This window comes from Flavobacterium sp. 102 (assembly GCF_003634615.1).
Taxonomy (GTDB): domain Bacteria; phylum Bacteroidota; class Bacteroidia; order Flavobacteriales; family Flavobacteriaceae; genus Flavobacterium.
Genome location: NZ_RBKX01000001.1, coordinates 826,724 through 852,268 on the forward strand (window position 1 = coordinate 826,724; position 25,545 = coordinate 852,268).

The 25,545-nt window shown below is 35.7% G+C and carries 26 protein-coding genes; 13 read left to right on the forward strand and 13 right to left on the reverse strand.

Translation table 11 applies throughout. The annotated features are described in order from the left end of the window. Position 1 precedes the first annotated feature (1 nt). The 3 genes from C8C84_RS03695 to C8C84_RS03705 are packed head-to-tail and all read left to right on the forward strand — an operon-like array spanning position 2 to position 3,415. Positions 2–1,351 carry a tetratricopeptide repeat protein gene (locus C8C84_RS03695; RefSeq protein WP_121312247.1) on the forward strand — a complete coding sequence of 450 codons (1,350 nt, stop codon included), beginning with the start codon at positions 2–4 and terminating at the stop codon, positions 1,349–1,351. Further along, complete coding sequence (locus C8C84_RS03700) at positions 1,351–2,136, forward strand: DUF4292 domain-containing protein (protein WP_121312248.1); 786 nt, start codon at positions 1,351–1,353, stop codon at positions 2,134–2,136. The genes C8C84_RS03695 and C8C84_RS03700 overlap by 1 nt, the downstream gene beginning before the upstream one ends. 22 nt (positions 2,137–2,158) lie before the next feature. Further along, positions 2,159–3,415, forward strand: a complete 1,257-nt coding sequence (locus C8C84_RS03705; RefSeq protein WP_121312249.1) for a murein hydrolase activator EnvC — start codon at positions 2,159–2,161, stop codon at positions 3,413–3,415. Between the two features lie 47 nt (positions 3,416–3,462). Here C8C84_RS03705 and C8C84_RS03710 read toward each other — a convergent pair whose 3' ends face one another. Both C8C84_RS03710 and C8C84_RS03715 read right to left on the reverse strand, forming a co-directional pair. Continuing rightward, entirely contained in the window at positions 3,463–3,972 is a 510-nt protein-coding gene (locus tag C8C84_RS03710; RefSeq protein ID WP_121312250.1) for an acyl-CoA thioesterase, read from the reverse strand. Between the two features lie 60 nt (positions 3,973–4,032). Next, on the reverse strand, positions 4,033–4,977 hold the full coding sequence (locus C8C84_RS03715) for an SPOR domain-containing protein (protein WP_121312251.1): 945 nt from the start codon (positions 4,975–4,977) through the stop codon (positions 4,033–4,035). Positions 4,978–5,078: 101 nt separating this feature from the next. Here C8C84_RS03715 and dprA point away from each other — a divergent pair, with 101 nt between their 5' ends. Then, entirely contained in the window at positions 5,079–6,182 is a 1,104-nt protein-coding gene (dprA, locus tag C8C84_RS03720) for a DNA-processing protein DprA (RefSeq protein WP_121312252.1), read from the forward strand. A 10-nt stretch (positions 6,183–6,192) separates the two neighbouring features. Continuing rightward, positions 6,193–7,626, forward strand: coding sequence for a hypothetical protein (locus C8C84_RS03725; RefSeq protein WP_147406808.1), 1,434 nt, complete (start codon positions 6,193–6,195; stop codon positions 7,624–7,626). 11 nt (positions 7,627–7,637) lie between these two features. On the opposite strand, the gene trpS is transcribed toward C8C84_RS03725, so the two are convergent. Both trpS and C8C84_RS03735 read right to left on the reverse strand, forming a co-directional pair. Beyond that, positions 7,638–8,615: a tryptophan--tRNA ligase gene (gene trpS, locus C8C84_RS03730; protein ID WP_121312254.1), complete on the reverse strand. Its 978-nt coding sequence runs from the start codon at positions 8,613–8,615 to the stop codon at positions 7,638–7,640. Between the two features lie 54 nt (positions 8,616–8,669). After that, positions 8,670–9,047 (reverse strand): GxxExxY protein, encoded by a 378-nt coding sequence (locus C8C84_RS03735; protein ID WP_121312255.1) that lies wholly within the window; start codon positions 9,045–9,047, stop codon positions 8,670–8,672. 104 nt (positions 9,048–9,151) lie between these two features. Between C8C84_RS03735 and C8C84_RS03740 the strand changes: the two genes are divergently transcribed. Continuing rightward, positions 9,152–9,901 (forward strand): 1-acyl-sn-glycerol-3-phosphate acyltransferase, encoded by a 750-nt coding sequence (locus C8C84_RS03740; RefSeq protein WP_121312256.1) that lies wholly within the window; start codon positions 9,152–9,154, stop codon positions 9,899–9,901. Between the two features lie 69 nt (positions 9,902–9,970). Here C8C84_RS03740 and C8C84_RS03745 read toward each other — a convergent pair whose 3' ends face one another. The 4 genes from C8C84_RS03745 to recA form a co-directional block, all read right to left on the reverse strand. Continuing rightward, positions 9,971–11,602 (reverse strand): outer membrane beta-barrel protein, encoded by a 1,632-nt coding sequence (locus C8C84_RS03745; RefSeq protein ID WP_121312257.1) that lies wholly within the window; start codon positions 11,600–11,602, stop codon positions 9,971–9,973. Then, a complete protein-coding gene (locus tag C8C84_RS03750; protein ID WP_121312258.1) occupies positions 11,599–12,150 on the reverse strand; it encodes an RNA polymerase sigma factor in 552 nt (183 codons plus the stop codon). The genes C8C84_RS03745 and C8C84_RS03750 overlap by 4 nt, the downstream gene beginning before the upstream one ends. A 26-nt stretch (positions 12,151–12,176) precedes the next feature. Next, positions 12,177–12,587 carry a hypothetical protein gene (locus tag C8C84_RS03755; protein WP_121312259.1) on the reverse strand — a complete coding sequence of 137 codons (411 nt, stop codon included), beginning with the start codon at positions 12,585–12,587 and terminating at the stop codon, positions 12,177–12,179. Between the two features lie 102 nt (positions 12,588–12,689). Further along, positions 12,690–13,694: a recombinase RecA gene (gene recA / locus C8C84_RS03760; protein ID WP_121312260.1), complete on the reverse strand. Its 1,005-nt coding sequence runs from the start codon at positions 13,692–13,694 to the stop codon at positions 12,690–12,692. 247 nt (positions 13,695–13,941) lie between these two features. On the opposite strand from recA, the gene C8C84_RS03765 reads away from it, so the two are divergent. The 3 genes from C8C84_RS03765 to C8C84_RS03775 are packed head-to-tail and all read left to right on the forward strand — an operon-like array spanning position 13,942 to position 16,363. Continuing rightward, entirely contained in the window at positions 13,942–14,676 is a 735-nt protein-coding gene (locus C8C84_RS03765) for a 1-acyl-sn-glycerol-3-phosphate acyltransferase (protein ID WP_121312261.1), read from the forward strand. 3 nt (positions 14,677–14,679) lie between these two features. Beyond that, complete coding sequence (locus C8C84_RS03770) at positions 14,680–15,669, forward strand: acyl-ACP desaturase (RefSeq protein WP_121312262.1); 990 nt, start codon at positions 14,680–14,682, stop codon at positions 15,667–15,669. 49 nt (positions 15,670–15,718) lie between these two features. Continuing rightward, positions 15,719–16,363: an HD domain-containing protein gene (locus C8C84_RS03775; RefSeq protein WP_121312263.1), complete on the forward strand. Its 645-nt coding sequence runs from the start codon at positions 15,719–15,721 to the stop codon at positions 16,361–16,363. A 68-nt stretch (positions 16,364–16,431) separates the two neighbouring features. Here C8C84_RS03775 and C8C84_RS03780 read toward each other — a convergent pair whose 3' ends face one another. The 5 genes from C8C84_RS03780 to C8C84_RS03800 all read right to left on the reverse strand — a co-directional run bounded on the left by C8C84_RS03780 (position 16,432) and on the right by C8C84_RS03800 (position 21,333). Beyond that, a complete protein-coding gene (locus tag C8C84_RS03780; protein ID WP_121312264.1) occupies positions 16,432–17,214 on the reverse strand; it encodes an enoyl-CoA hydratase/isomerase family protein in 783 nt (260 codons plus the stop codon). 51 nt (positions 17,215–17,265) lie between these two features. After that, positions 17,266–18,735 (reverse strand): PAS domain-containing sensor histidine kinase, encoded by a 1,470-nt coding sequence (locus C8C84_RS03785; RefSeq protein WP_233549715.1) that lies wholly within the window; start codon positions 18,733–18,735, stop codon positions 17,266–17,268. A 64-nt stretch (positions 18,736–18,799) separates the two neighbouring features. After that, positions 18,800–19,339, reverse strand: coding sequence for a CopD family protein (locus tag C8C84_RS03790; RefSeq protein WP_121312266.1), 540 nt, complete (start codon positions 19,337–19,339; stop codon positions 18,800–18,802). A gap of 8 nt (positions 19,340–19,347) precedes the next feature. Beyond that, positions 19,348–20,361: a ferrochelatase gene (gene hemH, locus C8C84_RS03795; RefSeq protein WP_121312267.1), complete on the reverse strand. Its 1,014-nt coding sequence runs from the start codon at positions 20,359–20,361 to the stop codon at positions 19,348–19,350. A 99-nt stretch (positions 20,362–20,460) separates the two neighbouring features. Continuing rightward, on the reverse strand, positions 20,461–21,333 hold the full coding sequence (locus C8C84_RS03800; RefSeq protein WP_121312268.1) for an AraC family transcriptional regulator: 873 nt from the start codon (positions 21,331–21,333) through the stop codon (positions 20,461–20,463). Between the two features lie 228 nt (positions 21,334–21,561). On the opposite strand from C8C84_RS03800, the gene hemA reads away from it, so the two are divergent. The 4 genes from hemA to hemE all read left to right on the forward strand — a co-directional run bounded on the left by hemA (position 21,562) and on the right by hemE (position 25,545). Further along, positions 21,562–22,821 (forward strand): glutamyl-tRNA reductase, encoded by a 1,260-nt coding sequence (gene hemA / locus C8C84_RS03805; protein WP_121312269.1) that lies wholly within the window; start codon positions 21,562–21,564, stop codon positions 22,819–22,821. A gap of 62 nt (positions 22,822–22,883) precedes the next feature. Next, positions 22,884–23,816, forward strand: a complete 933-nt coding sequence (hemC, locus tag C8C84_RS03810; protein WP_121314960.1) for a hydroxymethylbilane synthase — start codon at positions 22,884–22,886, stop codon at positions 23,814–23,816. A gap of 1 nt (position 23,817) precedes the next feature. Continuing rightward, on the forward strand, positions 23,818–24,489 hold the full coding sequence (locus C8C84_RS03815; RefSeq protein WP_121312270.1) for a uroporphyrinogen-III synthase: 672 nt from the start codon (positions 23,818–23,820) through the stop codon (positions 24,487–24,489). A 30-nt stretch (positions 24,490–24,519) separates the two neighbouring features. Continuing rightward, positions 24,520–25,545: a uroporphyrinogen decarboxylase gene (gene hemE / locus C8C84_RS03820; RefSeq protein WP_121312271.1), complete on the forward strand. Its 1,026-nt coding sequence runs from the start codon at positions 24,520–24,522 to the stop codon at positions 25,543–25,545.

Sequence of the window (25,545 nt, forward strand, 5' to 3'; positions counted from 1 at the left end):
GATGAAAAGACTTGTGATTTATGGTTTATTGCTGGGAATGTTTTTCGTTCCTAACATTGTTTTGGCCCAAGAGGAACCAAACAATATTGCTGTGATAGACGATGGATTTCAAGACCATTTCTATGAAGCGTTAAAGCAAAAAAGCATCGAGAACTATGACAAAGCAATTTTGTCGTTAGAAAGATGTAAAGAAATTCAACCTGAAAATCCGGTGACGTATTTCGAATTAGGTAAAAATTATTTGGCCCAAAAAAAATATAAGGAAGCTTACGATAATTTTGAAAAAGTAACCCAAATGGATCCTAAAAACCGTTGGGCTTGGGTTGGCATGTATGACGTTTGTTATGACACCAAAAACTACAATCAAGCCATTATAATTGTAGAGAAATTGGTTGAATTTAAAGAAGAATATAAAGAAGATTTGACTTCGCTATATATGAATACGCAACAGTTTGACAAAGCTTTGGAACTCATTAACGAGTTGAATGAAAAAGTAGGCAAGTCAGACAAACGGGAATTGTATAAAGCCGATATACTAAAAGATGCCAAATACCAATCAGCTGAAAAAAACAATCTTTTAGACCAAATTAAAAAATTTCCTAAGAATGAATCAAACTATATAGCTTTGATTTATATGTATTCGCAAAGCAATCAGGAAGAAAAAGCTTTGGAAATCGCCAAAAAATTGGAAAAAGAAATTCCAACTTCGGATTGGGCACAAGTGAGTTTGTTCAAATTTCATTTGAATAATAATGATGGAGACAATGCGGTGAAAGCGATGAATTTGGTCTTGCCAAGTTTAAAAATTGATTCCAAAATCAAACACAGAATCCTGAATGAATTTCTGATTTTTGCCAAAAACAATCCAAAATACGAAGCCGATTTAGACAAAGCTATTTCCTATTTTGACAATGATAAAGAAGTGAAAGTCGCTAAAGAAATTGCCAAATTCTATTACCTGAAAGCCAATTGGGACAAAGCCATCAAGTATTTTGACATGCATCTTAAGACTGCGCAAGACGATGTAGAAACACAACTAATAATGCTTCAAGCGCATACCGAAAAACAAGATTTCATTGTTTTAAGCAAAAAGGCAGATGATTTGACGCAACTTTTTCCAACACAACCTCAGTTTTATTATTATGCCGGTTTGGCCTATAACCAAACGCAAAATTTCAAGAAAGCAGCTTCAATCTTAGAAACTGGCTTGGATTTTGTTATCGATGACACGGCTTTGGAAATCAATTTCAACATTCAATTAGGCGAAGCCTATAATGGTTTGGGCGATATGAAGAAGAAAGAAAAGTATTTTACTAAAGCCAATGAACTCATTAATAAACAAAAGAAATAATGAAGTATTGGTATTTTATTTTATCCGTGGTTTTTTTAACCTCCTGCAAATCAAAGGCAGTTTTGGTCGATTCAAATTCGAAACCAACTGTCACAATTGACGAAAATGCAATAAGTTCCCAAAAAATTATCGAGAATCACTACAATAATAAAAGTGATTTTTCCACGTTATATATTAGGTCAAGCGCAAAGTATCGAGATGAAAAGCAATCTCAAAATGTTTCGGCTGAAATTAAAATTAAAAATGGGGAAAAGATTTTAGTAAGCATTCGTTTTTTAGGAATTACGATGGCCAAAGCCTTGATTACGCCTAATGAAGTGAAGTATTACGAAAAGTTAAACGGTACTTACTTCGAAGGCGATTATGCTTCTTTGAGCGAATGGTTGGGCACCGATTTAGATTTCAATAAAATACAAAATATGCTTGTCGGAAAACCTATTGACGATTTGACCCAACAAAATTATGTTTATGAATTAACCGATAAGTTCTATAAATTGAGTACCGTTAAGGACAAGACTGAAAAGGCTTTTTCCTTTGAATCGAAAAATTATTTGTTAAAAAAGCAAGAGATATCACAACCTGAAAAAGACAGAACATTCACCGTGAATTATCCGAATTTTCAAGATTTTGCGTCCGCTATTTTACCCGCAAATTTGCAGATAAATGCTATGCAAAAGAAAGGGAAAACAGAAATTTCAATCGATTATAATTCGGTTACTTTTAACGAAGATCTTTCATTTCCCTATAGCGTTCCCGATGGATATGACCGAATTTTTATAAATTAGACTTGCCAAAATATATTTAACTATGCCAAAATTCTTTTTCTGCCTACTATTCTTTTGTTTAGCTACTCCAATGTGGAGCCAACCGCCTACACAAGAAGAACTCGAACAGCGAAAAATCAAAATTCAACTCGAAATTAAAGAGAAAGAAAAACTTTTGCAATCGGTTAAAAGCAAAGAAAGATCTGTAGTGAGTCAGTTATTGATTCAGAAAGAGAAAATTGGGCTCAAAGAAACACTGATTAGAACCACTGAAAAGCAAACCAAGTTATTGAGCAACGACATTTACATCAATCAACTTAAAATCAACCAACTGAATCGCGACTTAGAACAACTGAGAAAAGACTATGCCGAGATGATTTTAAAGTCTTATAAGAGTCGTTCAGAGCAAAGTCGCGCTATGTTCTTATTGTCTTCCCAAAACTTCCTTCAAGCATACAAAAGGGCTCAGTATATGAAGCAATATGCCAGTTATCGAAAAATGCAAGGCGAAGAAATTAAAGGCAAAACCACACAACTGATAACTTACAACGAAAAAATCGGCGCTCAAAAATCGGAAAAAGAAAAACTAATCGCCGAAAACGAAAAAGAAAAGCAGGAATTGGTAAAAGAAAAGCAAGAGCAAGAAAAAATAGCCAATCAAATCAAGAAAGAAAAAGGAAAAATAACGGCTGAAATAAAGAAAAAACAAGCAGAAACCAAAAAGATTGATGCTCAAATCAAGAAAATGATTCGAGAATCGATTGCAGCAGCTAATAGAAAAACAGCGGCAGCTAACGTAAAAGCAAATCCTAAGATTACGGCTGCAGAGAAAAAAGCCATTGAAACGTCAACCAAAATTGTTTTAACTCCCGAAGGTAAAATCGTTTCCGATAATTTTAAGGCGAACAAAGGCAGATTGCCTTGGCCTGTGGAAAAAGGCGCTATTAGTTTGGGCTACGGGAACCAACCGCATCCGGTATTTAAAACTTTAGAAGTTCACAATAGTGGTATTGAGATTTCTACTGAAAGTGGATCGTCAGCAAGAGCAGTTTTTGCCGGAGAAGTTACCCAAGTGCAACAAATATCACCGCTTAAAAAAGCAGTATCAGTTAAGCATGGAGATTTTTTCACCATTTACCAAAACTTAAGCACAGTAAATGTACAAGTAGGAGACAAAGTTTCGGCGAAAGAATCATTAGGCAAAATCAGAACTGATGCCGACGGCAGGACAGTGCTCAAATTTTTGGTTTCACAAAACTCTACGCTATTCAATCCAACAACTTGGTTGTCCGGAAGATAAAAGATAAAAAAGTCCTGATCCGAAGCTGTCGGGACAGGACTTTTTTATTATACAAATAACGCTTTCAATTCGGTGGCGTCGTGTGGATTCATTTTCCCGGCCAAAACCAGACTCAATTGCTTTCTGCGAAGTGCTGCATCAAATCTTGATTTTTCCAACTCGGTTTCCGGTTCAATAGCCGGAACAGGAACTGGATTTCCGGTTTCATTCACCGCTACAAAAGTGTAAATTGCTTCGTTAGCCTTAGCTCTACTTCCTGATTCTCGGTCTTCAATCCAAACATCAATAAAAATTTCCATCGAGGAAGTGAAAGCTCTCGAAACTTTGGCTTCCACAGTTACAACGCTTCCCAAAGGAATGGCTTTGTTAAAGGCCACGTGATTTACAGAAGCCGTTACCACAATTCTACGCGAATGTCTTCGGGCAGCAATACTCGCGGCTCTGTCCATTCTGGCAAGTAGTTCACCGCCAAAAAGATTGTTCAGTGGATTGGTTTCACTGGGTAAAACTAAATCGGTTAAAATCGTTAAAGATTCTGAAGGATGTTTTGGAGTCATGTCAATTTTTTTGCAAAGGTAATTACAGCAAACAAAAAATCCTGAGAAATCAGGATTTTTTTATAATTCTTCAATCAGTAACCAAGCATCTTTATTGTCGAGTTTCTGAATGTCTTTCATTGTGTCTTGTGCTTCGGGATAAGAAGCATAACTTCCATACAGAACCGGAAACATACCATGTTTGTTGGCAGGTAATCTTTTGGCTTTAAAGCCCAATTTCAACAAGGATTGATAAGCATTCTCTGCGTTGCTTTCTATTCTGAAAACACCGGCAACCACATGATAAGGCATTTTTTCATTCGGAACGGTCAAGGTTACACTGGGTAACGGATTTTCGATAAAGAAAGTCGCTTCTTGTATTTTTTGATTTATTTTTTTCTGAACGTTGGATTGTACCAATAAAGTTTCTTGCTCGACTTGCGTTAAATAATTATCATATAATTTATACCCTAAAACACCAGTTAAACCTAAAGAAAGTGTAACAATCGCGGCATATTTCAACGCTTTGTAACTGCTTCTTTTTTCAGGAGTGAAAGTAATAGGTGCCTTTTCTTCTAGAGTTTCAACGACTTGTTTGTATTCTTCGCGTTTTACGGCAGGAGAAACAAACGAACTCAAACCAAAAGATTCTTTCAAGTAATTAATTTGGTCAACCGGAACAAACACCAAGTTTTTTTCAGAGTTTAAAGTGAACTCGCCGATATTTTTAATTGAAAAACGACCAAACTCCTGAATTTTGTTTTTCCAATCGGATACTTCATTTTGAATGGCATTTACAGCTATTTCATAAGCTATTTTTTCAGTTTGTGCCAAATGATTGGCCAACAAACCGTCATTATTTTTGATGAAAGGATTGAAGGAAACCAATTTCTTCGGAGGATAAAATGAATGTGCATTTTCATCCAATTGCGCTGACTGGAATTCGGTCAAAAAAGCACCGAAACCCGGAACGGTAACACATTGATAACGATATAATAATTGGGAAATGTATGGTTCAATCTTCATATGAACAAATTTAGAGAAACAATAGCAGTATCAAAAAATTATTCACAAATTTTATTAACAATCCAAAAGAAAAATATTTATTTTTGTAGTAATTTATTGATATGAATACAAATGAGCTTTTTCACGTTTTAGCCCTTTCACGAATTGATGGTGTTGGCGATATTGTGGCCAAAAAATTAATAAGTCATTGTGGCTCAGCTGAAAATGTTTTTAAAGGAAAGTTGAAAGACTTAAAAGCCATAGATGGTGTAGGCGATGTTTTGCTCAGGAATCTCAAAAATAAGATAGTTTTCGAAAGAGCCGAACAAGAATTGCAATACATCCAAAATGAAAATATAAAAGTTTTGTACTTTCAAAATGATGATTATCCGGATCGGTTAAAGCATTGTATTGATGGACCTGTTTTGCTGTTTGCTTCAGGGAATTTTGACTTCCAAAATCGTAAAATGATTAGTATAGTCGGAACAAGACAAATCACCTCTTATGGCACAGAATTTTGCAAAAAACTTATAGAAGATTTAGCGATTTTCAATCCAATAATTGTCAGTGGATTTGCCTATGGCGTTGATATTATTGCGCACCAATCGGCGATGGAAAATGATTTGCAAACCATCGGAGTTTTGGCGCATGGCTTAAACCAAATCTATCCAAAATCGCATAAAAAATATGTCGCTAAACTAGAACAAAACGGAGGTTTTTTAACGGAGTTTTGGAGCAATTCGAATCCCGAAAAAGAAAATTTTGTAAAACGAAATCGTATCGTGGCGGGCATGAGCGAAGCCACAATTGTGATTGAAAGTGCCGATAAAGGCGGTTCGTTAATTACGGCCAATATGGCTAATGATTACAATCGCGATGTCTTTGCTGTTCCGGGAAGAACGACCGATAAGTACAGTCAAGGTTGTAATGATTTGATTAAAACACAGCGCGCCAATTTGATTACCTCGGCCGCAGATTTGATTTATTGTTTGAACTGGGCATTAGAAGTTCAAGAAACAAAGTCGATACAAAAGCAACTTTTTGTGACTTTGGATTTTGAAGAACAAAAAATTTACGATTACTTACAGAAAAACGGCAAACAATTGCTTGATATTGTTGCGCTTGAGTGTGATTTCCCGATATTTAAAATTTCTTCCATTCTTTTGACTATGGAATTAAAAGGAATTGTCAGACCTTTGCCCGGAAAATTGTTTGAAGCGGTTTAAAATGAATAGCATGAATATAATTGAAATGGCAGCTTTATTGTCTGTTGAAACCTCAAAAATTGGTTTATTTACCGAGGTAGATTTTGCTGAAATGGAACGCAAATTAGAGCTTGAGAAACACAATCACCCTGATTTAACGGAATCAATTTCGCAGTTTTTTAACGCACTTAAAAACCATTCGAAATCATTCCAAGCGGTTATGAATAATAGAGCATTGTTCAACTTTTTTGCTAAAAAAAATCTATCCAAAAAGCAGTTTCAGGAAGAAAGTGAAATTGAGGACAAACAAGCCATAAAAGGTTTTATACAAACGTATTTAATCGACGAACTCAATCCGATTGTTTATGATAAAATTGGAGCCAATGATTTTCAAGAAATCGCTTTGTTGACAGAAGCGCATCAGTTTTTGCCGGACAGGGTTTCAGAAAAAATCATTTACTACGCAACTGAAAAATTGGGTTTAGCCAATAAGACGTTGAAACCACCTTTTGGAGATTTTTCTAAAATATTATACATCAAAGACGCGAATTTCTTCACTTTTTTGAATGGGTTTAAAAATGAAACCATTGAAGAACAAGTTAAAGCACTTTTTACAACGGTAATGAATATGTATATCGCTGATAAGAGTTCGGAATTAGCCAAACGAACGTTTACCGCAATGAAAAATTATCATGCGTTAGATGAACAACTTTCGAAAAACATTGGCATGTTGAAGGAAAGTGCCGAGATCAATTACAAACCTTTTGCTGTAAACAGAAAGAAATATTATTGGATTTACGCTGTAGTGGGATTGATTTTGGTTATCAGAGTTTCCATGTTTATAAGTGATATTTCTGAGATGAATTCTCAGTACGACAGTTATCAGAATTATGACGATTATGAAATGCAGTCTGAACCAAGACAAATAGACCGTTATTACACAGATATGAAGTTCAAAATTGATAGTTTTCGAGTGTTTTTAGCCGATTACAATCAAACTCAAATCAGAAGATTAACAAAGCTTAGCAACATTAAAACCGGTCAAAATCCGTTTGAAACCTTTTATGAAAATCAGCCGACAGGCGAAAGTAATAATTACTTAAGGGTTAGAAATACTTCCAATTATGATGTGGTGCTTTTGGAAAATGCCGTTTTATATGACAGTATAAAAATGCCAAGAACGGCTCATTTCATTAAAGCAGGCGAATCGGTTGCGGTTAACTTTAACAATGCCGATACCAAAACTATTTTCAATATTTATATGGGGAAAAAATTGGCTACTTTCCAAACGGAAAGCAACCATTTATTTGTCAGAAACGGTTCGATTGTGGAATACCGTTTTAGCGAACTCATCCCCAATGTGAAAGAAGTACTCGAAACCGATTATGTGTTTAAAAATGACGCGGATATTAACTTTGTTAACGGTCATTTACGAATAGATTCAGAAGGTCTAATCGAAAACTAACAGATAAAAAATTATTCGAATCCGAGTTTCACTCTTACTTTTTGCAAAACACCGTCAGCGATAGTTCCGGCTTTGGCAGCACCCAATTTTAAAAGCGCATCAACTTCTTCTTGATGACTCATGTAGTAGTTGTACTTTTCTCTTTCGGTTTTGAATCTTTCACAAATCAATTCAAATAAGGCTTGTTTGGCATGACCATAACCAAAATCTCTATTGACATTGGTATACTTGATTTTCATTTCAGCAATCTGTTCCGCATTAGCGACTAATTTATAAATCCCGAATATTTTACAAGTTTCCGGATTTTTAGGTTCTTCCAAAGGCGTGCTGTCAGTTTCGATGCTCATAATTTGTTTGCGCAACGCTTTATCATCCAAGAAAATATTGATGAGATTACCGCGAGATTTACTCATTTTATGACCATCTGTTCCCGGAACATACATGGTTTCTTCTTGTACTTTTCCTTCGGGAATTACAAAAGTTTCACCCATTTGGTGATTGAAACGAGAAGCCACATCGCGAGTGATTTCGATGTGCTGCATTTGGTCTTTTCCTACCGGAACAAAATTGGCATCATACAATAAAATATCTGCCGCCATCAACATCGGATACGAAAACAAACCCGCATTGACATCTTCCAATCGATCGGCTTTGTCTTTGAAAGAATGGGCTAAAGTCAAACGTTGAAACGGGAAAAAGCAACTCAAATACCATGATAATTCGGCTGTTTGCGGCACGTCGCTTTGGCGATAAAAAATCACTTTATTGACATCCAATCCGCAAGCCAACCAAACTGAGGCTGTACTGTAGGTGTTTTGGCGAAGTTCATCGCCGTTTTTAATTTGGGTAACAGAATGTAAATCAGCAATGAAGAGAAACGATTCGTTGCTTGGATTTTTTGACAGTTCAATCGCAGGTAAAATCGCACCCAATAAGTTTCCTAAATGTGGTGTTCCTGTACTTTGAATTCCGGTTAATATTTTTGACATTATTTTAAATTTACCGCAAAGTTCGCAAAGTTTTTCGCAAAGTTCACTAAGTTCTTATAAGTTATTTACAATTCTTCTTATGCCACTTTTCAGCAAAACTTCATTAAAATTTATTAACAGACCAAGCTTGTAATTGCCAAGTTTTAAATAAGTTAAGGTTTGCGCCAAATGAATATCATTCAATGAATCGACACTTTTTATTTCCATAACTAGTTTATTTTCCACTAATAAATCTATTCTGTAACCACAATCTAGTTTAACTTCTTCAAAAATTAAAGGCATTGATTTTTCTTTTTCTACTTTCAAACCATGTTTATTTATCATATAAAACAATGATTCTTTATAAGCACTTTCAAGTAATCCAGGACCAAGAACTTTATGAACCTCAATGGCTAAACCAATAATTTTAGTAGAAATTTCATTTTCGGTCATAAACTCTTTTTTACTTTGCGTTTAATCTTTGTGAACTCTGCGGTTAATAAACAAAGTTAGTACATAGATTTAAAAATTGCATACCTTTCATTACATTTGACGACATGAGAGCATTGAAAATTGTTTTTTGGACGCTTTATCGCATTTGGTTCTACGTTTTGATGGCGATTCCTATCATCATCATGTTTCCGTTTCTTTTTATTTCTATCCTTTCGGAGAAATGGTATCCTTATTTTTTCGTGATGGCTAGAATTTGGGCCAAATTCATTCTCTTCGGAATGGGTTATCGCGTAAGAGTTGAGTTTGAAGAAAAACCGCAAGTAGGCAAAAGTTATATGTTTGTAGCCAATCATACGTCGATGACCGATATCATGTTGATGCTTTCAATTGTGAAAAATCCTTTTGTTTTTGTCGGCAAAAAAGAGCTGTCAAAGATTCCATTATTTGGATTTTTCTACAAACGTACCTGTATTTTAGTAGACAGAAGTAGTTCTAAAAGTAGAATGGCCGTTTTTGAACGCGCTCAAAATAGACTAAAACAAGGTGTCAGCATTTGTATTTTCCCTGAAGGTGGCGTTCCGGATGAAAGTATAATTTTAGATGAATTTAAAGATGGTGCTTTTCGCTTAGCGATTGAACATGCAATTCCAATTGTACCGATGACTTTTTATGACAATAAAAGACTTTTTTCGTATACTTTTTTCAGTGGAAGTCCCGGATTGATGAGAGCCAAAGTACATCCTTTTTTTGAGACTAAAAATCAAAGTCAAGATCTTAAAAAGACTTTGAAAAGTAACGTTAGAGAATTGATTTTAAAGGATTTACAAAACGATTTAAATAAAAAGAGTTCCTAACTGAGGAACTCTTTTCAGTTATTACTCGAAAGCAATAACACCACTTAACTAATTTTAAACAATCACAAACTAGAATTTATAGCTGATGCCGCTGTAGATTCCAAACAAATAAGGTTTGAAATTACCGGCATCTGAACTGAATGTGTTTAATTGGTATTTGAATGTTGGCTCTATATTGAATTCAAAAGACTTCATAAAACCATATTTTAATCCGATACCAAAATTGGTACTGAAATGAATATTATTCAAATTGTTGGCTTCTCCTAAAAAGGTACTCCGATTATCAGAGATTACACTCACAGAGTTGTCTTGAAGGAAAAGTGTACTAAAACCACCGATGATTTTGATGCCAAATTTCTTATCCAGCAACGCATAAGTCATTTCTACAGGCATTTCTAAATAACCCATTTCTTGGTTGATATAACCTTTGTTTTTTTGTACAAAAGACTCTTCAAAAGGTAAAAATGAAGTCTCAGATGTGACGCCAGTAGGAGAATTTATTAAATCATCTTGTACTTGTATCATTGAGCCTGAAGCGGTAGGATTGATGTTTTTCAAGGATCTAGATTCCATTCCGGCAAAATAAACAATATCATTAGTGTTGTAACTCATATTGAATTTATTCAATCCGGTTCTAACCGTAAGTTTTTTACTGACCGCATAACTTACACCAATACCATAACCAACTCCGGTATTATAAGATTTTGAATTGTTTATGAGCGTTGAATCAATTGGCGAACCATTAGAGGTTGAACCTAAGAAAATAGGGGCGACATTTGAGGTGAGTTGCCACCTATTTAGCTTAGATTCTTGTTTTAATTTTTCTTCTTTTTTATTTAGCAATTCTTCCAACTCATTTTTGGCAATACTTTTATTGGTGGTAGTGTCGTTAATTTTGTTCTCGATTTCCTTGGTTGCAATTTTTGAATTATTGTCTCCTTTTAGACCATCAAGATTGAGGTCTTTATTGATTAATAGAGGATTGGTAGTATTGGATTGGTTGTTATCATTTTTGTCGGTTTGAACAAGCGGATTGGTTTCATTCAGTTCGCTTTTGGCTCGAATGTTATTAATAGATTGGTTGTTTTTTTCTTTATTGACAACTAATTGAACCTCTTCTTTGTTTAATGTTTCGTTCACCGAAGTTTTATTTTTCCCCAAATTCAATTTATTTTTCGAAGAACTGTTTTTGTTTGATTTACCGTGGGCAATGGTTGCTTTCGAATCATTAACCATTGGAGAAAGAATCAATTTTCCTGACGATTTTTGTTCGTTTGAAGTTTTGTCGACTATAACGTCATCAGAAGTATTGTCTGATTTTGGGGTAATATTCTTTGTTGTTCCGCTATTTTCTGAAACCGCTTCAGCTGTATTGGTCTTCAATTTTGGACTGATTCCATTTACCCCATCTTTTTCTAAAATACCATCAGTTGCTTTTCCTTTGTTTTGATTTGAATTATCCTCAACTACAATTGGATTACTTGGCGCAATGTCATCATTTAAAACTTGGTTGCCAATCAAGATTCCAATCAGAAATACAGCCGCAACGCCTGAGAATTTCCACCAAAACGGAATCACTCTTTTACGCTTTTTTTCGTCGAGCTTTGCTTCAATATTGTTCCAAAAATCATTAGCCGGATTGGCTTCGAAATCTCTGAACTTTTCTTGAAAAAGTCTGTCTATGTTCTTTTTATTACTCATTTTGCAGAAGGAAACTTTTTAGTTTCTTCATTTTTGTATTGTTCTATTTTTTCTTTTAAAATCATTCGGGCTCTGGCCAAATTTGATTTTGAGGTGCCAATATTAATGGTCAACATTTCAGCAATTTCAGCATGTGAAAAGTCATCAATTACATAAAGGTTGAAAACCAATCGGTACCTGTCGGGCAATTCCTGAATGATTTTCAGCAAATAATCCATTGAAATACTGTCGTCTTCGATTTCAATCTCTGGTTCATCAGCTACATCTTCATTGACTAAACTTAAAAAAGTCTGATTTCGATATTGTTGTAGAACATTGTTAATCATTACTCTTTTCAACCAACCATCGAAAGAACCTTTAAATGAAAATTGCTCAATTTTTTTAAAGATGAGAATAAATCCATCTTGTAAATTGTCTTGTGCCTCAGCATAATTGCGCGAATATTTCAAGCATACAGCAAACAGTTTTGGTGAATAAATTCGGTATAACTGTTCTTGTGCTTTCCTATTGTCATTTTTGCAATCATTTATGAGTTGTTTTAAATCCAATTTTCAAAAATTGATTGTTTAATAGTTTAGTTAACCACCGGAATTTCATATTCTAAAAAAATATTATTTCCTTGATCATCTTGTCCTTGATAAAATTTAAAGAGATAAGAACCATTACTGGTTACTAAAAAGTTAAAGTGACATTCAACGAGATTGTCCTCAGTAAGCTCTTGGCAATCGTTTTCTTGTCTTACAGCACTTTCAATGGCGATGGTTCTTACATTTAAATTTTTGTCATAATAAATCGTGTTGAAGGTGTGACAGGTGGTTGGCCTTCTGTAATACATTCTAATTTCATAGGTTGCGCCTAGGGTAAACTCCGTCGGAATCTCAACACTCTCAACGGGCAATAATTCAAATAAATAATCCGTTTGATCGTCAGGAACACAAGAATTGAATAAAAAAATTAAAGCTATAAGAGAAACTATTTTTTTCATAATGGTAAATGATTTTTTGTGTTAGATGGAAATGTTCACAAATGGTTGCGTTAAATTAATAAAAAAAAACGTCCCGTTTTTCAACGAGACGAGTTTAAATTTTTAAGCATTACTTTCTTTGATGAGGTCTTTAATTTTTTGTTCCAATTCATCGGCCAATTCCGGATTATCCTTAATTAAAACCTTGACAGCATCTCGACCTTGCCCAAGTTTAGTGTCGCCATAACTGAACCACGAACCTGCTTTTTTAATCACTTCAAATTCAACGGCTAAATCCAAAATCTCTCCTGTTTTAGAAACACCTTCGCCATACATGATGTCAAATTCGGCTGTTTTAAATGGTGGCGCCACTTTATTTTTAACCACTTTTACTTTAGTCCTGTTTCCAATTACATTTTCGCCATCTTTAATTTGTGACGAACGACGAATGTCTAAACGAACCGAAGCATAGAACTTCAATGCATTTCCACCGGTCGTTGTTTCTGGATTTCCAAACATTACGCCGATTTTCTCTCTCAACTGGTTGATGAAGAAAACGGTACAATTGGTTTTGCTGATGGTTCCCGTCAATTTTCTTAAAGCTTGTGACATCAAACGAGCATGTAATCCCATTTTAGAATCACCCATTTCGCCTTCGATTTCGCTTTTTGGTGTCAAAGCAGCAACAGAGTCAATAACCACAATATCAATCGCCCCTGAACGGATTAAGTTTTCAGCAATTTCCAAAGCTTGTTCTCCGTTATCCGGTTGGGAAATAATTAAGTTTTCGATATCTACGCCTAATTTCTGGGCATAATTTCTATCAAAAGCGTGCTCTGCATCAATGAAAGCTGCAATTCCACCGGCTTTTTGGGCTTCAGCAATAGCATGTAAGGTTAAAGTAGTTTTACCCGAAGATTCCGGGCCATATATTTCTATAACTCTTCCTCTTGGATAGCCGTTTACGCCCAAAGCTAAATCCAAACCAAGCGAACCCGAAGGAATAACTTCTACTTCTTCAACGGCTTTATCGCCCATCTTCATCACGGTTCCTTTGCCGTAGGCTTTGTCTAATTTATCTAGTGTTAGTTGTAATGCTTTTAATTTGGCTTCTTTTTCTGAACTCATTTTTTAAAAATTTAGTGGCATAAAAATAATGCTTTTTTTGATGTCCTAAGAGACTAACTAGAGGAGTTTTGAACAAATTGTTTAAACTTTTAAAGTAGCCACACTTATTTTTTTAAAGATAAAAGATTTTGGTTTTACAGTGATATACTAAAAGTGTATATTTTGTTAAATTTTTAAACTCTTTTTTCTCTTCACTTTATTCTTCATCCCTTGATTTTTCCTTACTTTTGTGTCCAATTTTTAAGTCATGGAAAAACTTATATCCTATCCAATTTCAGTAATTTATTATTTGTGTTTCGGATTGACATTGGTCATTTTTCACCCAATTCAGTGGGTTTGTTTTAATGTTTTTGGCTACCAAGCCCATAAAAAAAGTGTCGATTACTTGAATTTTTTTCTAACCAAATGTACCAATATTTTAGGAACGACTTACACTTTTGAAAACAGAGAAGTTATCCCCAAAGATGCGCCAATTATCTTTGTAGCCAACCACCAAAGTTTATACGATATCGTCGGAATCATTTGGTATTTAAGACGATTCCACGCCAAGTTTGTTAGCAAAAAAGAATTAGGGAAAGGCATTCCTAGTGTTTCCTATAATTTAAGACATGGTGGTTCTATTTTGATTGACAGAAAAGACCCAAAACAAGCCATTCCGCTAATCAAAGGTTTGTCTGAATACATCGAAAAACACAAACGTTCAGCCGTAATTTTCCCGGAAGGTACACGAAGTAAAAACGGTAAACCTAAAGAATTTGCACAAAGTGGTTTAAAAATCCTATGTAAATATGCTCCTTCTGCTTATGTTGTGCCAATTACCATTAATAATTCGTGGAAAATGGTTAAATTTGGTGCTTTCCCGATGGGCTTAGGCAATCGTTTGCAATTTATCATTCACGAACCAATAGCTGTAAAAGATTATTCCTTTGAAGAATTAATGGCGAAAACAGAACAAGCGATAGTAGAATCTATAAAAAAATAAAAAATGCCTCAAAAAAATGTTAGACTTGAAGTCATGCAATTTCTGGAAAAAGACGTCGACAAATTTGTTGATGAGTTTCTGATTCCGGTAGAAAAAATATGGCAACCTTCAGACTTACTTCCCAATTCCGAAAGTGAAAATTTCTTTGAAGAAGTAAAAGAATTAAGAGAAATTGCCAAAGATTTACCCTATGATTTTTGGGTAGTGTTGGTTGGTGATACCATTACAGAAGAAGCTTTGCCAACTTACGAAGCTTGGTTGATGGATGTTGAAGGCATTGATAATGTGGAAAGAAATGGCTGGGCAAAATGGGTTCGCCAATGGACCGGTGAAGAAAACCGCCATGGTGATTTATTGAACAAATACCTATATTTATCCGGTCGTGTGAACATGCGCGAAGTGGAAATGACAACACAACATTTAATCAATGACGGATTTGATATTGGAACCGGTCGCGATCCTTATAAAAATTTTGTGTACACTAGTTTTCAAGAATTGGCCACTTATATTTCACACAACAGAGTTTCGCAAATTGCCAAACAGTATGGCGACAAGAAATTGTCAAAATTGTGTAAAATGATCGCCGGAGACGAAATGCGTCACCATCATGCCTATAGTGAATTTGTGAACCAAATTTTCAAAGTTGACCCAAGCGAAATGATGTTGTCGTTTCAATACATGATGAAACAAAAAATCGTGATGCCTGCGGTTTTCTTGAGAGAATCAGGAGAAAAAATAAGCACTGCTTTTGAAGAATTTTCTAACTCAGCACAAAAATTAGGTGTTTATACTGCTACGGATTATGTAGACATTTTGAAGAAATTGACTGAAAAATGGGAGATTGATAAAATAACTAATCTTACAGCGGAAGCCGAAAAAGCTAGAGATTATTTGATGAGATTACCTGAAAGAATGGCAAAAATTTCTGAAAGAATGGTCTTGCCAGAAGAAACTAAAACATTCAAATGGGTTGAACCTGCTTTGATTCGATAAATAGACTTTTAAATCCTTTCCAACGAAAGGATTTTTTTAAACCCAACAGATGTCAGTAATTGATAAAACCATACTTTTTGTAAAAGAGAAACTCGAAAACGCTGAAGGCGGACACGATTGGTTTCATATTGAACGCGTATACAAAAATGCCATTTTGATGGCGAAGGATGAAGATTGTGATTTAACGGTTGTTAAACTTGGCGCATTGCTTCATGATATTGCCGACAGTAAATTCCACGATGGCGATGAAACAATCGGGCCTAAAACGGCTCGTGCTTTTTTAGAAGTCGAAAAGGTGGATGAAGCCACAATTGTGCATGTGATTAATATTATCGAAAATATCTCGTTTAAAGGCGGCAATTTTGAAAAGAAATTTAGTTCAATTGAACTCGAAATAGTTCAAGATGCAGACAGATTAGACGCAATCGGGGCAATCGGGATTGCAAGATGTTTTAATTATGGCGGATTCAAAAACAGAGCGCTTTACAATCCGGCGATTGCTCCCAAATTAAACATGAGCAAAGAAGAATATAAGAATTCAGAATCGCCAACGCTGAATCATTTCTACGAAAAATTATTGTTGCTAAAAGACAAAATGAACACCGAAACCGGCAAAAAAATCGCATTGGAACGCCATAAATACATGGAAAACTTCCTGTCGCAGTTTTATGCGGAATGGGAAGGCGAGAAGTAGTATGCAGTGTTCAGTTGTTAGTAAGCAGAAGAACTGAACACTAATTGCTGAACAATGAACACTAAAAATTATTTCCCTGTAAAACTGGCTTTCCTTTTTTCCAAAAATGCCGTTGTTCCTTCTTTAAAATCTTCTGTTCCAAAACATTTTCCAAAGTTTCTGATTTCCACATCAAAACCGTCAACATCGTGTTTGTAATTGGCATTGATTGCTTTTATCGCTTTTCCGATAGCGTTTGGAGAATTGCGCATGATTTTCGAAGCAATGTTTTGGGTAAATTCTAATAGTTCGGCTTGAGGCACTACGTGATTGACCAAGCCATAAGACTTAGCCGTTTCTGCATCAATCATTCCTGCAGTCATTATCATTTCCATGGCGCGTCCTTTTCCGACTAATTGTGGCAAACGCTGTGTTCCGCCATAACCCGGAATAACACCTAAAGAAGTTTCAGGCAATCCCATTTTAGCATTATCGGAAGCAATTCGGAAATGACAAGCCATTGCCAATTCTAAGCCGCCGCCAAGCGCAAAGCCATTCACAGCTGCAATAACCGGAGTTCTCAATTTTTCTACAAAATCAAATAATAATTCTTGTCCTTGAGCCGCTAATTGTGCGCCTTCTTCAATAGAAAAACTAGCAAATTCCGAGATGTCAGCGCCGGCTACAAAAGCTTTTTCGCCTTCGCCAGTGATGATAATTACTCGAACATCAGTATTGTTTTCTAGGCTTTCAAAAGCATCGTGTAATTCCTGAATAGTTGCTTTGTTCAAAGCATTTAATTTTGCCGGACGATTAATAGTAATTTGTCCGATGCCGTTGTCAATAGCAACAAGTATGTTTTCGAAGTTCATAGTTTATAGTTTTAAGTAAAAACAATTTGTGGTAATTTGTGAAATCTGTGTTTATTTAACAATAGGAAGCGACACAATAAACGTTGAGCCTTTTCCAAGTTCGGTTTCAAATGTAATAGTTCCTTTGTAATTTTCTATAATGTTTTTGATAATTCCCAATCCCAATCCCATACCGCTGGTTTTGGTGGTGAATTTTGGTTCGAAAATATAATCGATGTTTTCTGAACTAATTCCGATTCCATTGTCTTTAACCGAAATAATGACATTGTCTTTCACTTCATTTACCGAAACCAAAACCTGCTTTTCTTCTTGATCTTCCGGAATGGATTGCGTGGCATTTTTAACTAAATTGGTAATGATTCTAATCAATTGTGTTCGGTCCAGTTTCGATATAATTTCTTCTTTATCACTTTCAAAAACGATATAATCTTCATTAAAAATATCCAAAGCCAATTCAACCACATCAACCACATTCAGATTTTCATTCTGCTGCGCCGGCATCGAAGCAAAGTTAGAAAACGCCGATGCGACTGAACTCATCGTGTCAATTTGCTGAATCATGGTTTTAGAATAATCATTCAGTTTTTGCTTCAAATCAGGATCATTTGGGTCAAATTTTCTTTCGAAACTTTGCACCGTTAAACGCATTGGTGTCAACGGATTTTTGATTTCGTGGGCGACTTGCTTTGCCATTTCACGCCAAGCTTGTTCACGTTCGCTTTGGGCCAACATGGAGGCACTTTCTTCCAGTTTGTCTACCATTTGGTTATAAGCATTGATCAAAGAGTTGATTTCTTTACTATTGGCTTCAATGACAATTTTTTCGTTTTTTTGGTTCAGACTGGTTTCGTTGATTTTATCCGAAATGGTTTTCAGCGATTTGGTGATATAACTGGATAGAAAATAGGCCAAAGCGAAAGCAATAACCAACATAAAAGAATATACCTGACTCAAGCGGAGTAAAAATTCACGCAGTTCAGTCTCGTAAAAACCATCGTCTTCAACATAAGGAAGGTTTAGAATGCCCAAGGGTTTAAATTTGTCATCTTTGATTTGGCTATAAGAGGAACGGTTTTTTACACCGTCAATATTTTTAATGTCAACATATCTTTTGTCAACAGAAGATTGAACGAGTTTCAGGATATAGTTAGGAATTGGCGGCGCCACTTTATCCACGGAAAAGGTTGACTTAGAAGATTTGACCAATTTTCCTTCTAAAGAATAAATATTGATTTCAAGGTTGTGAATGTCTGACAGTTCGTGTATTTTATCCTTAAAAATCAATCGAAGATTTTCAGGTGTCAGCGGATACGTTGTCGTGGAAAGCACATAGTTGATGTGCTCTTTGATGGCAAATTCTTTTCGGTCTAAACGTTCTTGGTGATAATCTTTGGCTTCATTCTTAAACTGAATAATCGAAATAGAAGCCATCAAAATCGAGGCAATTAATATCAATATAATCATCGACAGGAAAATCCTGATGCGAAGCGAAAGCATTGACATTTTGAAGCCGTTTATCATTTTTATAGGCATTAGGCATTAGGCATTAGGCATTAGTTACTATTACCTAGTGGCTTTTACCTTATTATTTTTTCTCCCGAATTCGTTTGTAAAATTTAAAACCAAGCATAATCAAAATCGAAAACAAAACAATTCCGACCACGCCATAAATCCAGTTGAAAGCATTTTTTAAAATTACTAAAAAAACGACAGAAAATAGGATAATCGTGGCGCCTTCATTCCACAATCGCATAAAGTTAGAGCTGTATTTGAATTTGTCCTTTTGCAACTGATTGTAAATTTGATGGCATTTGAAATGATAAGCGAATAATAAAACTACAAAACCTAATTTCACTTGCATCCATGGCATATGAATCCATGCGGGCATCAAATGTAACAACCACAAAGCGAATATTGTTGCCAAAACCGCACTAGGCCAAGTGATGATATACCAAAGACGGTAAGTCATAATTTTGTATTGCTTTTGCAAAATTTCTTTCTCAGGCGAAGGTTTGTCGTTGGCTTCAATTTGGTACACAAACAAGCGAACAATATAAAACAAACCCGCAAACCATGTGATAACAAAGATGAGGTGCAATGATTTTATGTAGTTGTACAATTCCATTTAGAAAATTATTTTGCCCAATCTTTCACCCAATTTGCCACGACTTCACACCATTCGTCTTCATCATTCAAACAAGGCACCGCAAAGAATTCTTCGCCACCGTGTTCTTTGAAATCTTCATTGGCACGCATGGCAATTTCTTCTAAAGTTTCCAAACAATCGCTAACGAATGCCGGCGTAACTACGGCTAATTTTTTAATGCCTTTTTCGGGCATTTTATTGATTTCAACATCGGTGTAAGGTGTCAACCATTTGTCACCGGCTAAGCGAGATTGGAAAGTCTGACTGTATTTGCCTTCCGGAATTCCTAGTAATTCAACCACTTGTCTTGTCGTTTCATAACATTGGTGTCGATAGCAAAATTCATGTGCCGGCGAAGCGGTTACACAACATTTACCATCAATAGTACAATGTGATTTGGTTATATCGGTTTTGCGAATATGACGTTTCGGAATGCCGTGATAGGAAAACAATAAATGATCGTATTCAAATCCGGCTAAGTGTTTTTTAATCGAATGGGCTAAGGTTTTGATAAAATCAGGTTTGTTGTAAAAAGCCGGAACTTTGGAAATCGTCATTTCAGGGAAATGTTTCTGTTGCAATTCATCGGCTAAAGCCCAAATTGTGGTCGTAGAAGCCATCGCATATTGCGGATACAAAGCCAACAACATCACTTCGGTTACACCTTTGTCTTTCAATTCCTGTAATCCTTTTTGCATCGTCATCGTTCCGTAACGCATCGCTAAGGCCACTGGTACATCAACCAATTTCTCCACTTTTTGGTGCATTTTCTTCGAGAAAACAATTAGCGGCGAACCTTCATCCGTCCATATTTGACTGTAAGCCTCGGCTGATTTTTTTGGGCGTGTTTGTAAAATAATCCCGCGTACTAAAAGCGCTCTTAATAAAAATGGAACGTCGATCACGTATTTATCCATTAAAAATTCATCTAAATACGGTTTTACATCTTTGGCAGTTGGACTTTCGGGCGAACCGAGATTGACTAATAATACTCCTTTCATTTTGGCAATTTTAATTTTGTTAAAAGTAATGAAACTTCTTTTTTGACTTTAGTTTAAACAGTTTTTTTGCTAATGGTTTGATATACGAAATCAATTGGATTAGGTATTGGCATTCAGACTCATTAAATATTTTTTGGGTGTCGTGGCAAATTTCTTTTTGAACGCTGCAATAAAATGACTTCCGGTGCTGTAGCCGATTTTGAGCCCAACTTCATTCACATTATATGAACCGGAATCCAATAATTGTCGGGCGTAATCCATTTTATAATCGAATAAAAAACCATAAACCGTGTCGCCGTAAATTTGCTTGAACCCCATTTTTAATTTTTTCAAACTTAATCCAACTTGCTCCGAAAGCTCTTCTAATCCTGGCGGTTCAGCCATATTGGCAATCATGATTTCTTTGGCTTTTTTGATTTTCATGACATTGTCTTCGTCAATTAGGAATGGACATTGTTCAGCATTCGGGTCTTCGTTTCTATTGAAATACAAACTCAACAATTCATAACCTTTCCCTTTATAATATAGATTTTTGATGGAAGGATTGAGTGAGTAATGAAACATTTGACTCAAAACAATCGCCATTGACGGACTAATATTTTCTTCTTGGTAATATTTTTTATCGTTGTTCTCCGGACTCAAGAACGGAATATGGTCAGACTGATTGGTGAACAAAGAATGAAACTTTTGGATGGAAATAATCACCGAAATCACCCAAGAATTTGGAGCCAATTCTAAATCTAAAGGCAGTTCTTTTTGTGGATTGTAGAACAACAATGACTTTTCTTCTTTTAAATCTAACGCATAATTTCCCTGATTGAAGACAAATTTTGCTTTGCCTTTAATGCCGAAGTGAAATTGTATAAGTCCTTGACTGATATGTCTTTTTACATGAAAATTGTCATTTCCATCGTTTTGAAAACGAATTAAAGTAAAATCATTTTCAATAGTTATAACTTCTTGAGAACCCATAGCGATATTTTTTCGTATATGATTTCGAAAGCAAGTGAAATTCTTATTTAGAATGAATCTACATAAAGAGTTTGCGAAGACTTGATTTCATTGCAAATTTATAATAAATAACGCTAAAAAGATATTTAGCAATCAAAATATCTCACAGCGACACAAAAAGTCCCTACAGCGTTACTTTTATAAATTGTATAGTAATATTTTTGTTGAACTTTTTAAGGAAAGTAGTCTATGGAAAATTTTAATATGTCGAAACATACCTCTTTTTACGCCGTTGGATTAAGTTATAAAAAAGCAGATGCTGAAATCAGAGGAAAGTTCAGTTTGGATGCCAAAGCAAAATCAACTTTATTGATGCAAGCCGAAGCAGAAGGAATCGAGGCCTTAATCGTTACATCAACCTGTAACCGAACTGAAATATACGGTTTTGCTAATCATCCTTACGAGTTAATCAAATTGCTTTGCGAAAACAGCCAAGGTTCTGTACAAGAGTTTCAAGAAGTGGCTTACATTTATAAAAATCAAGAAGCAATTAACCACATGTTTCGCGTTGGAACCGGTTTAGACAGTCAAATCTTAGGTGATTTTGAAATCATCAGCCAGATGAAGATTGCTTTTGTTGAGAGTAAATCAAATGGTTTGGTGAATTCGTTCTTAGAAAGATTAGTGAATTCCGTTATTCAAGCCAGCAAAAAAATCAAAACCGATACCAATATTTCTACCGGAGCCACTTCAGTTTCATTTGCTTCAGTACAATACATTATCAAAAATGTTGAAGATATTGCCAATAAAAATATTCTGCTTTTTGGAACGGGAAAAATAGGCAGAAACACTTGCGAAAATTTGGTTAAACATACCAAGCATGAGCAAATCACGTTAATCAATCGTACCAAAGACAAAGCCGAAAAATTAGGTCAAAAGTTAGATCTAGTCGTTAAAGACTATGCTGATTTACAATTGGAACTGCAAAAAGCTGACGTTGTAGTTGTAGCGACCGGTGCTCAAAATCCAACGATTGATAAAGCCATTTTAAATTTGAAAAAACCGTTGTTGATTTTAGATTTATCGATTCCTAAAAATGTAAACGAAAATGTACAGGAAATAGAAGGTGTGACTTTAATTCATTTAGACCATCTTTCTCAAATTACGGATGAGACTTTAGAAAACAGAAAATTGCACATTCCGGCAGCGGAAGCGATTATTGAAGAAATCAAAGAAGAGTTTATGGCTTGGGCCAAAAACCGAAAGTTTGCACCAACTATTCAAGCGTTGAAAGAAAAACTCAATTCTATCAAAGATGGCGAATTGAATGTACAACGCAAAAAATTATCCAATTTTGATGAAGAGCAAGCCGAATTAATCAGCAATAGAATTATCCAAAAAATCACCAATCATTTTGTAAATCATCTGAAAGATGGCGATTCTATGGACGAAGGCATCGAATGGATTGAAAAAGTTTTCCAGTTAGACCAGGAAAAATCATTTTTTTAAAACCCTGCGTCTTCGCTCCCGAAGCTTCGGGATTGCGAGAAATATAAAAACCCATGCACAAAGTGACTGAAAAAACCATACGTATAGGAACTCGCGATAGCGAATTAGCCCTTTGGCAAGCGCATACGGTTCAAAAAAAGCTAAACGATTTAGGGTATAAAACCACTATTGTTGCCGTGAAATCTCAAGGCGATATTATTCTCGACAAACCTTTATACGAACTCGGAATCACGGGAATTTTCACCAAAACGTTAGACATAGCCATGATTAATGGCGAAGTTGATATTGCCGTACATTCTATGAAAGATGTGCCAACGGCTTTGCCAATCGGCATTGTTCAAGCAGCAGTTTTGGAAAGGGCGAATGTGTTAGATATTTTAGTGCACAAAGGCAATCTCGATTTTTTAAACACAAACGGAACTATTGCTACCGGAAGCTTACGCCGACAAGCGCAATGGCTGAATAAATACCCAAATCACACGGTTGCCGATTTACGCGGTAACGTAAATACACGCATGCAAAAGTTGCAAGACAATGATTGGAGCGGAGCTGTTTTTGCTGCGGCTGGTCTGGAAAGAATCAATTTAAAACCGGAAACTTTTATCGATTTAGATTGGATGATTCCGGCTCCGGCACAAGGAGCTATGGTAGTAGTAGCGATGGGTAATGACGATTATACAATCGATGCAATTTCGCAATTGAATGATATCGAAACCGAAATTTGCACCTATATAGAGAGACAATTTTTAAGAACATTGGAAGGCGGTTGTACGGCGCCAATAGGAGCTTTAGCCAAATACAATCAGAACGATGATACGATAGAATTTCATGGATGTCTTCTTTCTCTTGACGGAAAACAGAAGTTCGAAATCAAGAAAGCAGTAGACCTTTCGGAGTGGAAAAAAATAGGCTTTCATTCGGCACAAGAAATTCTTGAAAATGGGGGAAGTGAGTTGATGGTTGAAATAAAGAAACAACTTAAACCTAAAGTGTAAAATGGAAAATCAAATTCGCATATTATCAACCAAAAAGCTTTCTGAAAATCAAAAGCAATTGTTGTTGAGTGCGAATTTTGCAGTCGAAGAAGCCGATTTTATCAATGTAGAAAGTAAATATTTTGATATCGAAAGTGTTAATGACTTTCTGATTTTCACCAGTCAAAATGCCGTTGAGAGTGTTTTAGAGAATAAAAAGATAAACGAAATAAAAACGCGAAAATGTTTCTGCGTAGGCGAAAAAACCAGAACGTTATTAGAACAAAATGACTTTGAAGTAATCGTAAGCTCGGATTACGCCTCGGAATTGGCTTCGATTATTTGTAACCAATATTTCAAAAGCAGTTTCACGTTCTTTTGCGGGAATTTGAGAAGAGATATTCTACCGGATTCACTTACATTAGCCGAAGTGATTTTTGAGGAGATTGAAGTTTACGAGACTGTTTTAACGCCTCACAAGGCAGATGATAATTTGAATGCAGTTTTGTTTTTTAGTCCGTCGGGCATACAAAGTTTTTTGAAAACCAATGTCATTCGGGACGAAATATGTTTTTGTATAGGCAGTACAACAGCAAAGGCATTAAGAAATATTACGAAGAAAGCGGTTATTGCAAACCAACCCACAATAGAAAGTACCATTTTAAAAAGTATAGAATTTTTTAATAAAATATAGTTTAGCCTTGGCTAACACAAAACCAAAAGTATGATTAAAAACGATTTATTCCTTCGCGCCTTAAACAATGAAACAGTAGAACGTCCACCGGTTTGGATGATGCGTCAAGCAGGAAGATATTTGCCTGAATTCAGAGCCTTACGCGATAAATATGATTTCTTCACCCGTTGTGAAACACCGGAATTAGCCGCAGAAATCACGGTTCAACCGATTAGAATTGTAAAGCCGGATGCGGCGATTTTGTTTTCGGATATTTTGGTAGTACCAAGAGCGATGGGTATACACGTTGAGTTGAAAGACAATTTGGGACCCATAATCCCCAATCCAATCAGAACGATGGAACAAGTCAATCAAGTCTTCGTTCCGGATGTTCACGAGACTTTAGGTTATGTTTTTGACGCTATCAAATTAACCAAAGAAATGCTAAACGATGAGGTGCCACTTATCGGTTTCGCCGGTTCGCCATGGACTATTTTTTGTTATGCAGTTGAAGGAAAAGGCTCTAAAAGTTTCGATACCGCCAAAGGATTTTGTTTCTCCAATCCGGTTGCGGCACATACTTTATTGCAAAAAATCACTGATACGACCATTTTATATTTAAAAGAAAAAGTAAAAGCAGGTTGTAACGCCATTCAGATTTTTGATTCTTGGGGCGGAATGTTATCACCGGTTGATTATCAAGAATTCTCGTGGCCTTACATCAACCAAATCGTAGAAGCATTGGCCGATGACACTAAAGTAATCGTATTCGGAAAAGGATGTTGGTTTGCACTTGGTGACATGGCCAAATCTAAAGCGTCAGCCCTTGGCGTAGATTGGACTTGCTCGGCCAGAAATGCTCGTTATTTATCAGGTGGAAAAATTACACTCCAAGGAAACTTCGATCCTTCAAGATTATTGTCTCCAATTCCAACCATCAAAAAAATGGTGCACGAAATGATAAACGAATTCGGAAAAGACAGTTACATCGTAAACCTTGGTCACGGGATTTTACCCAATATTCCGGTAGATCATGCGAAAGCATTTATTGAAGCCGTGAAAGAATATAAATCATAG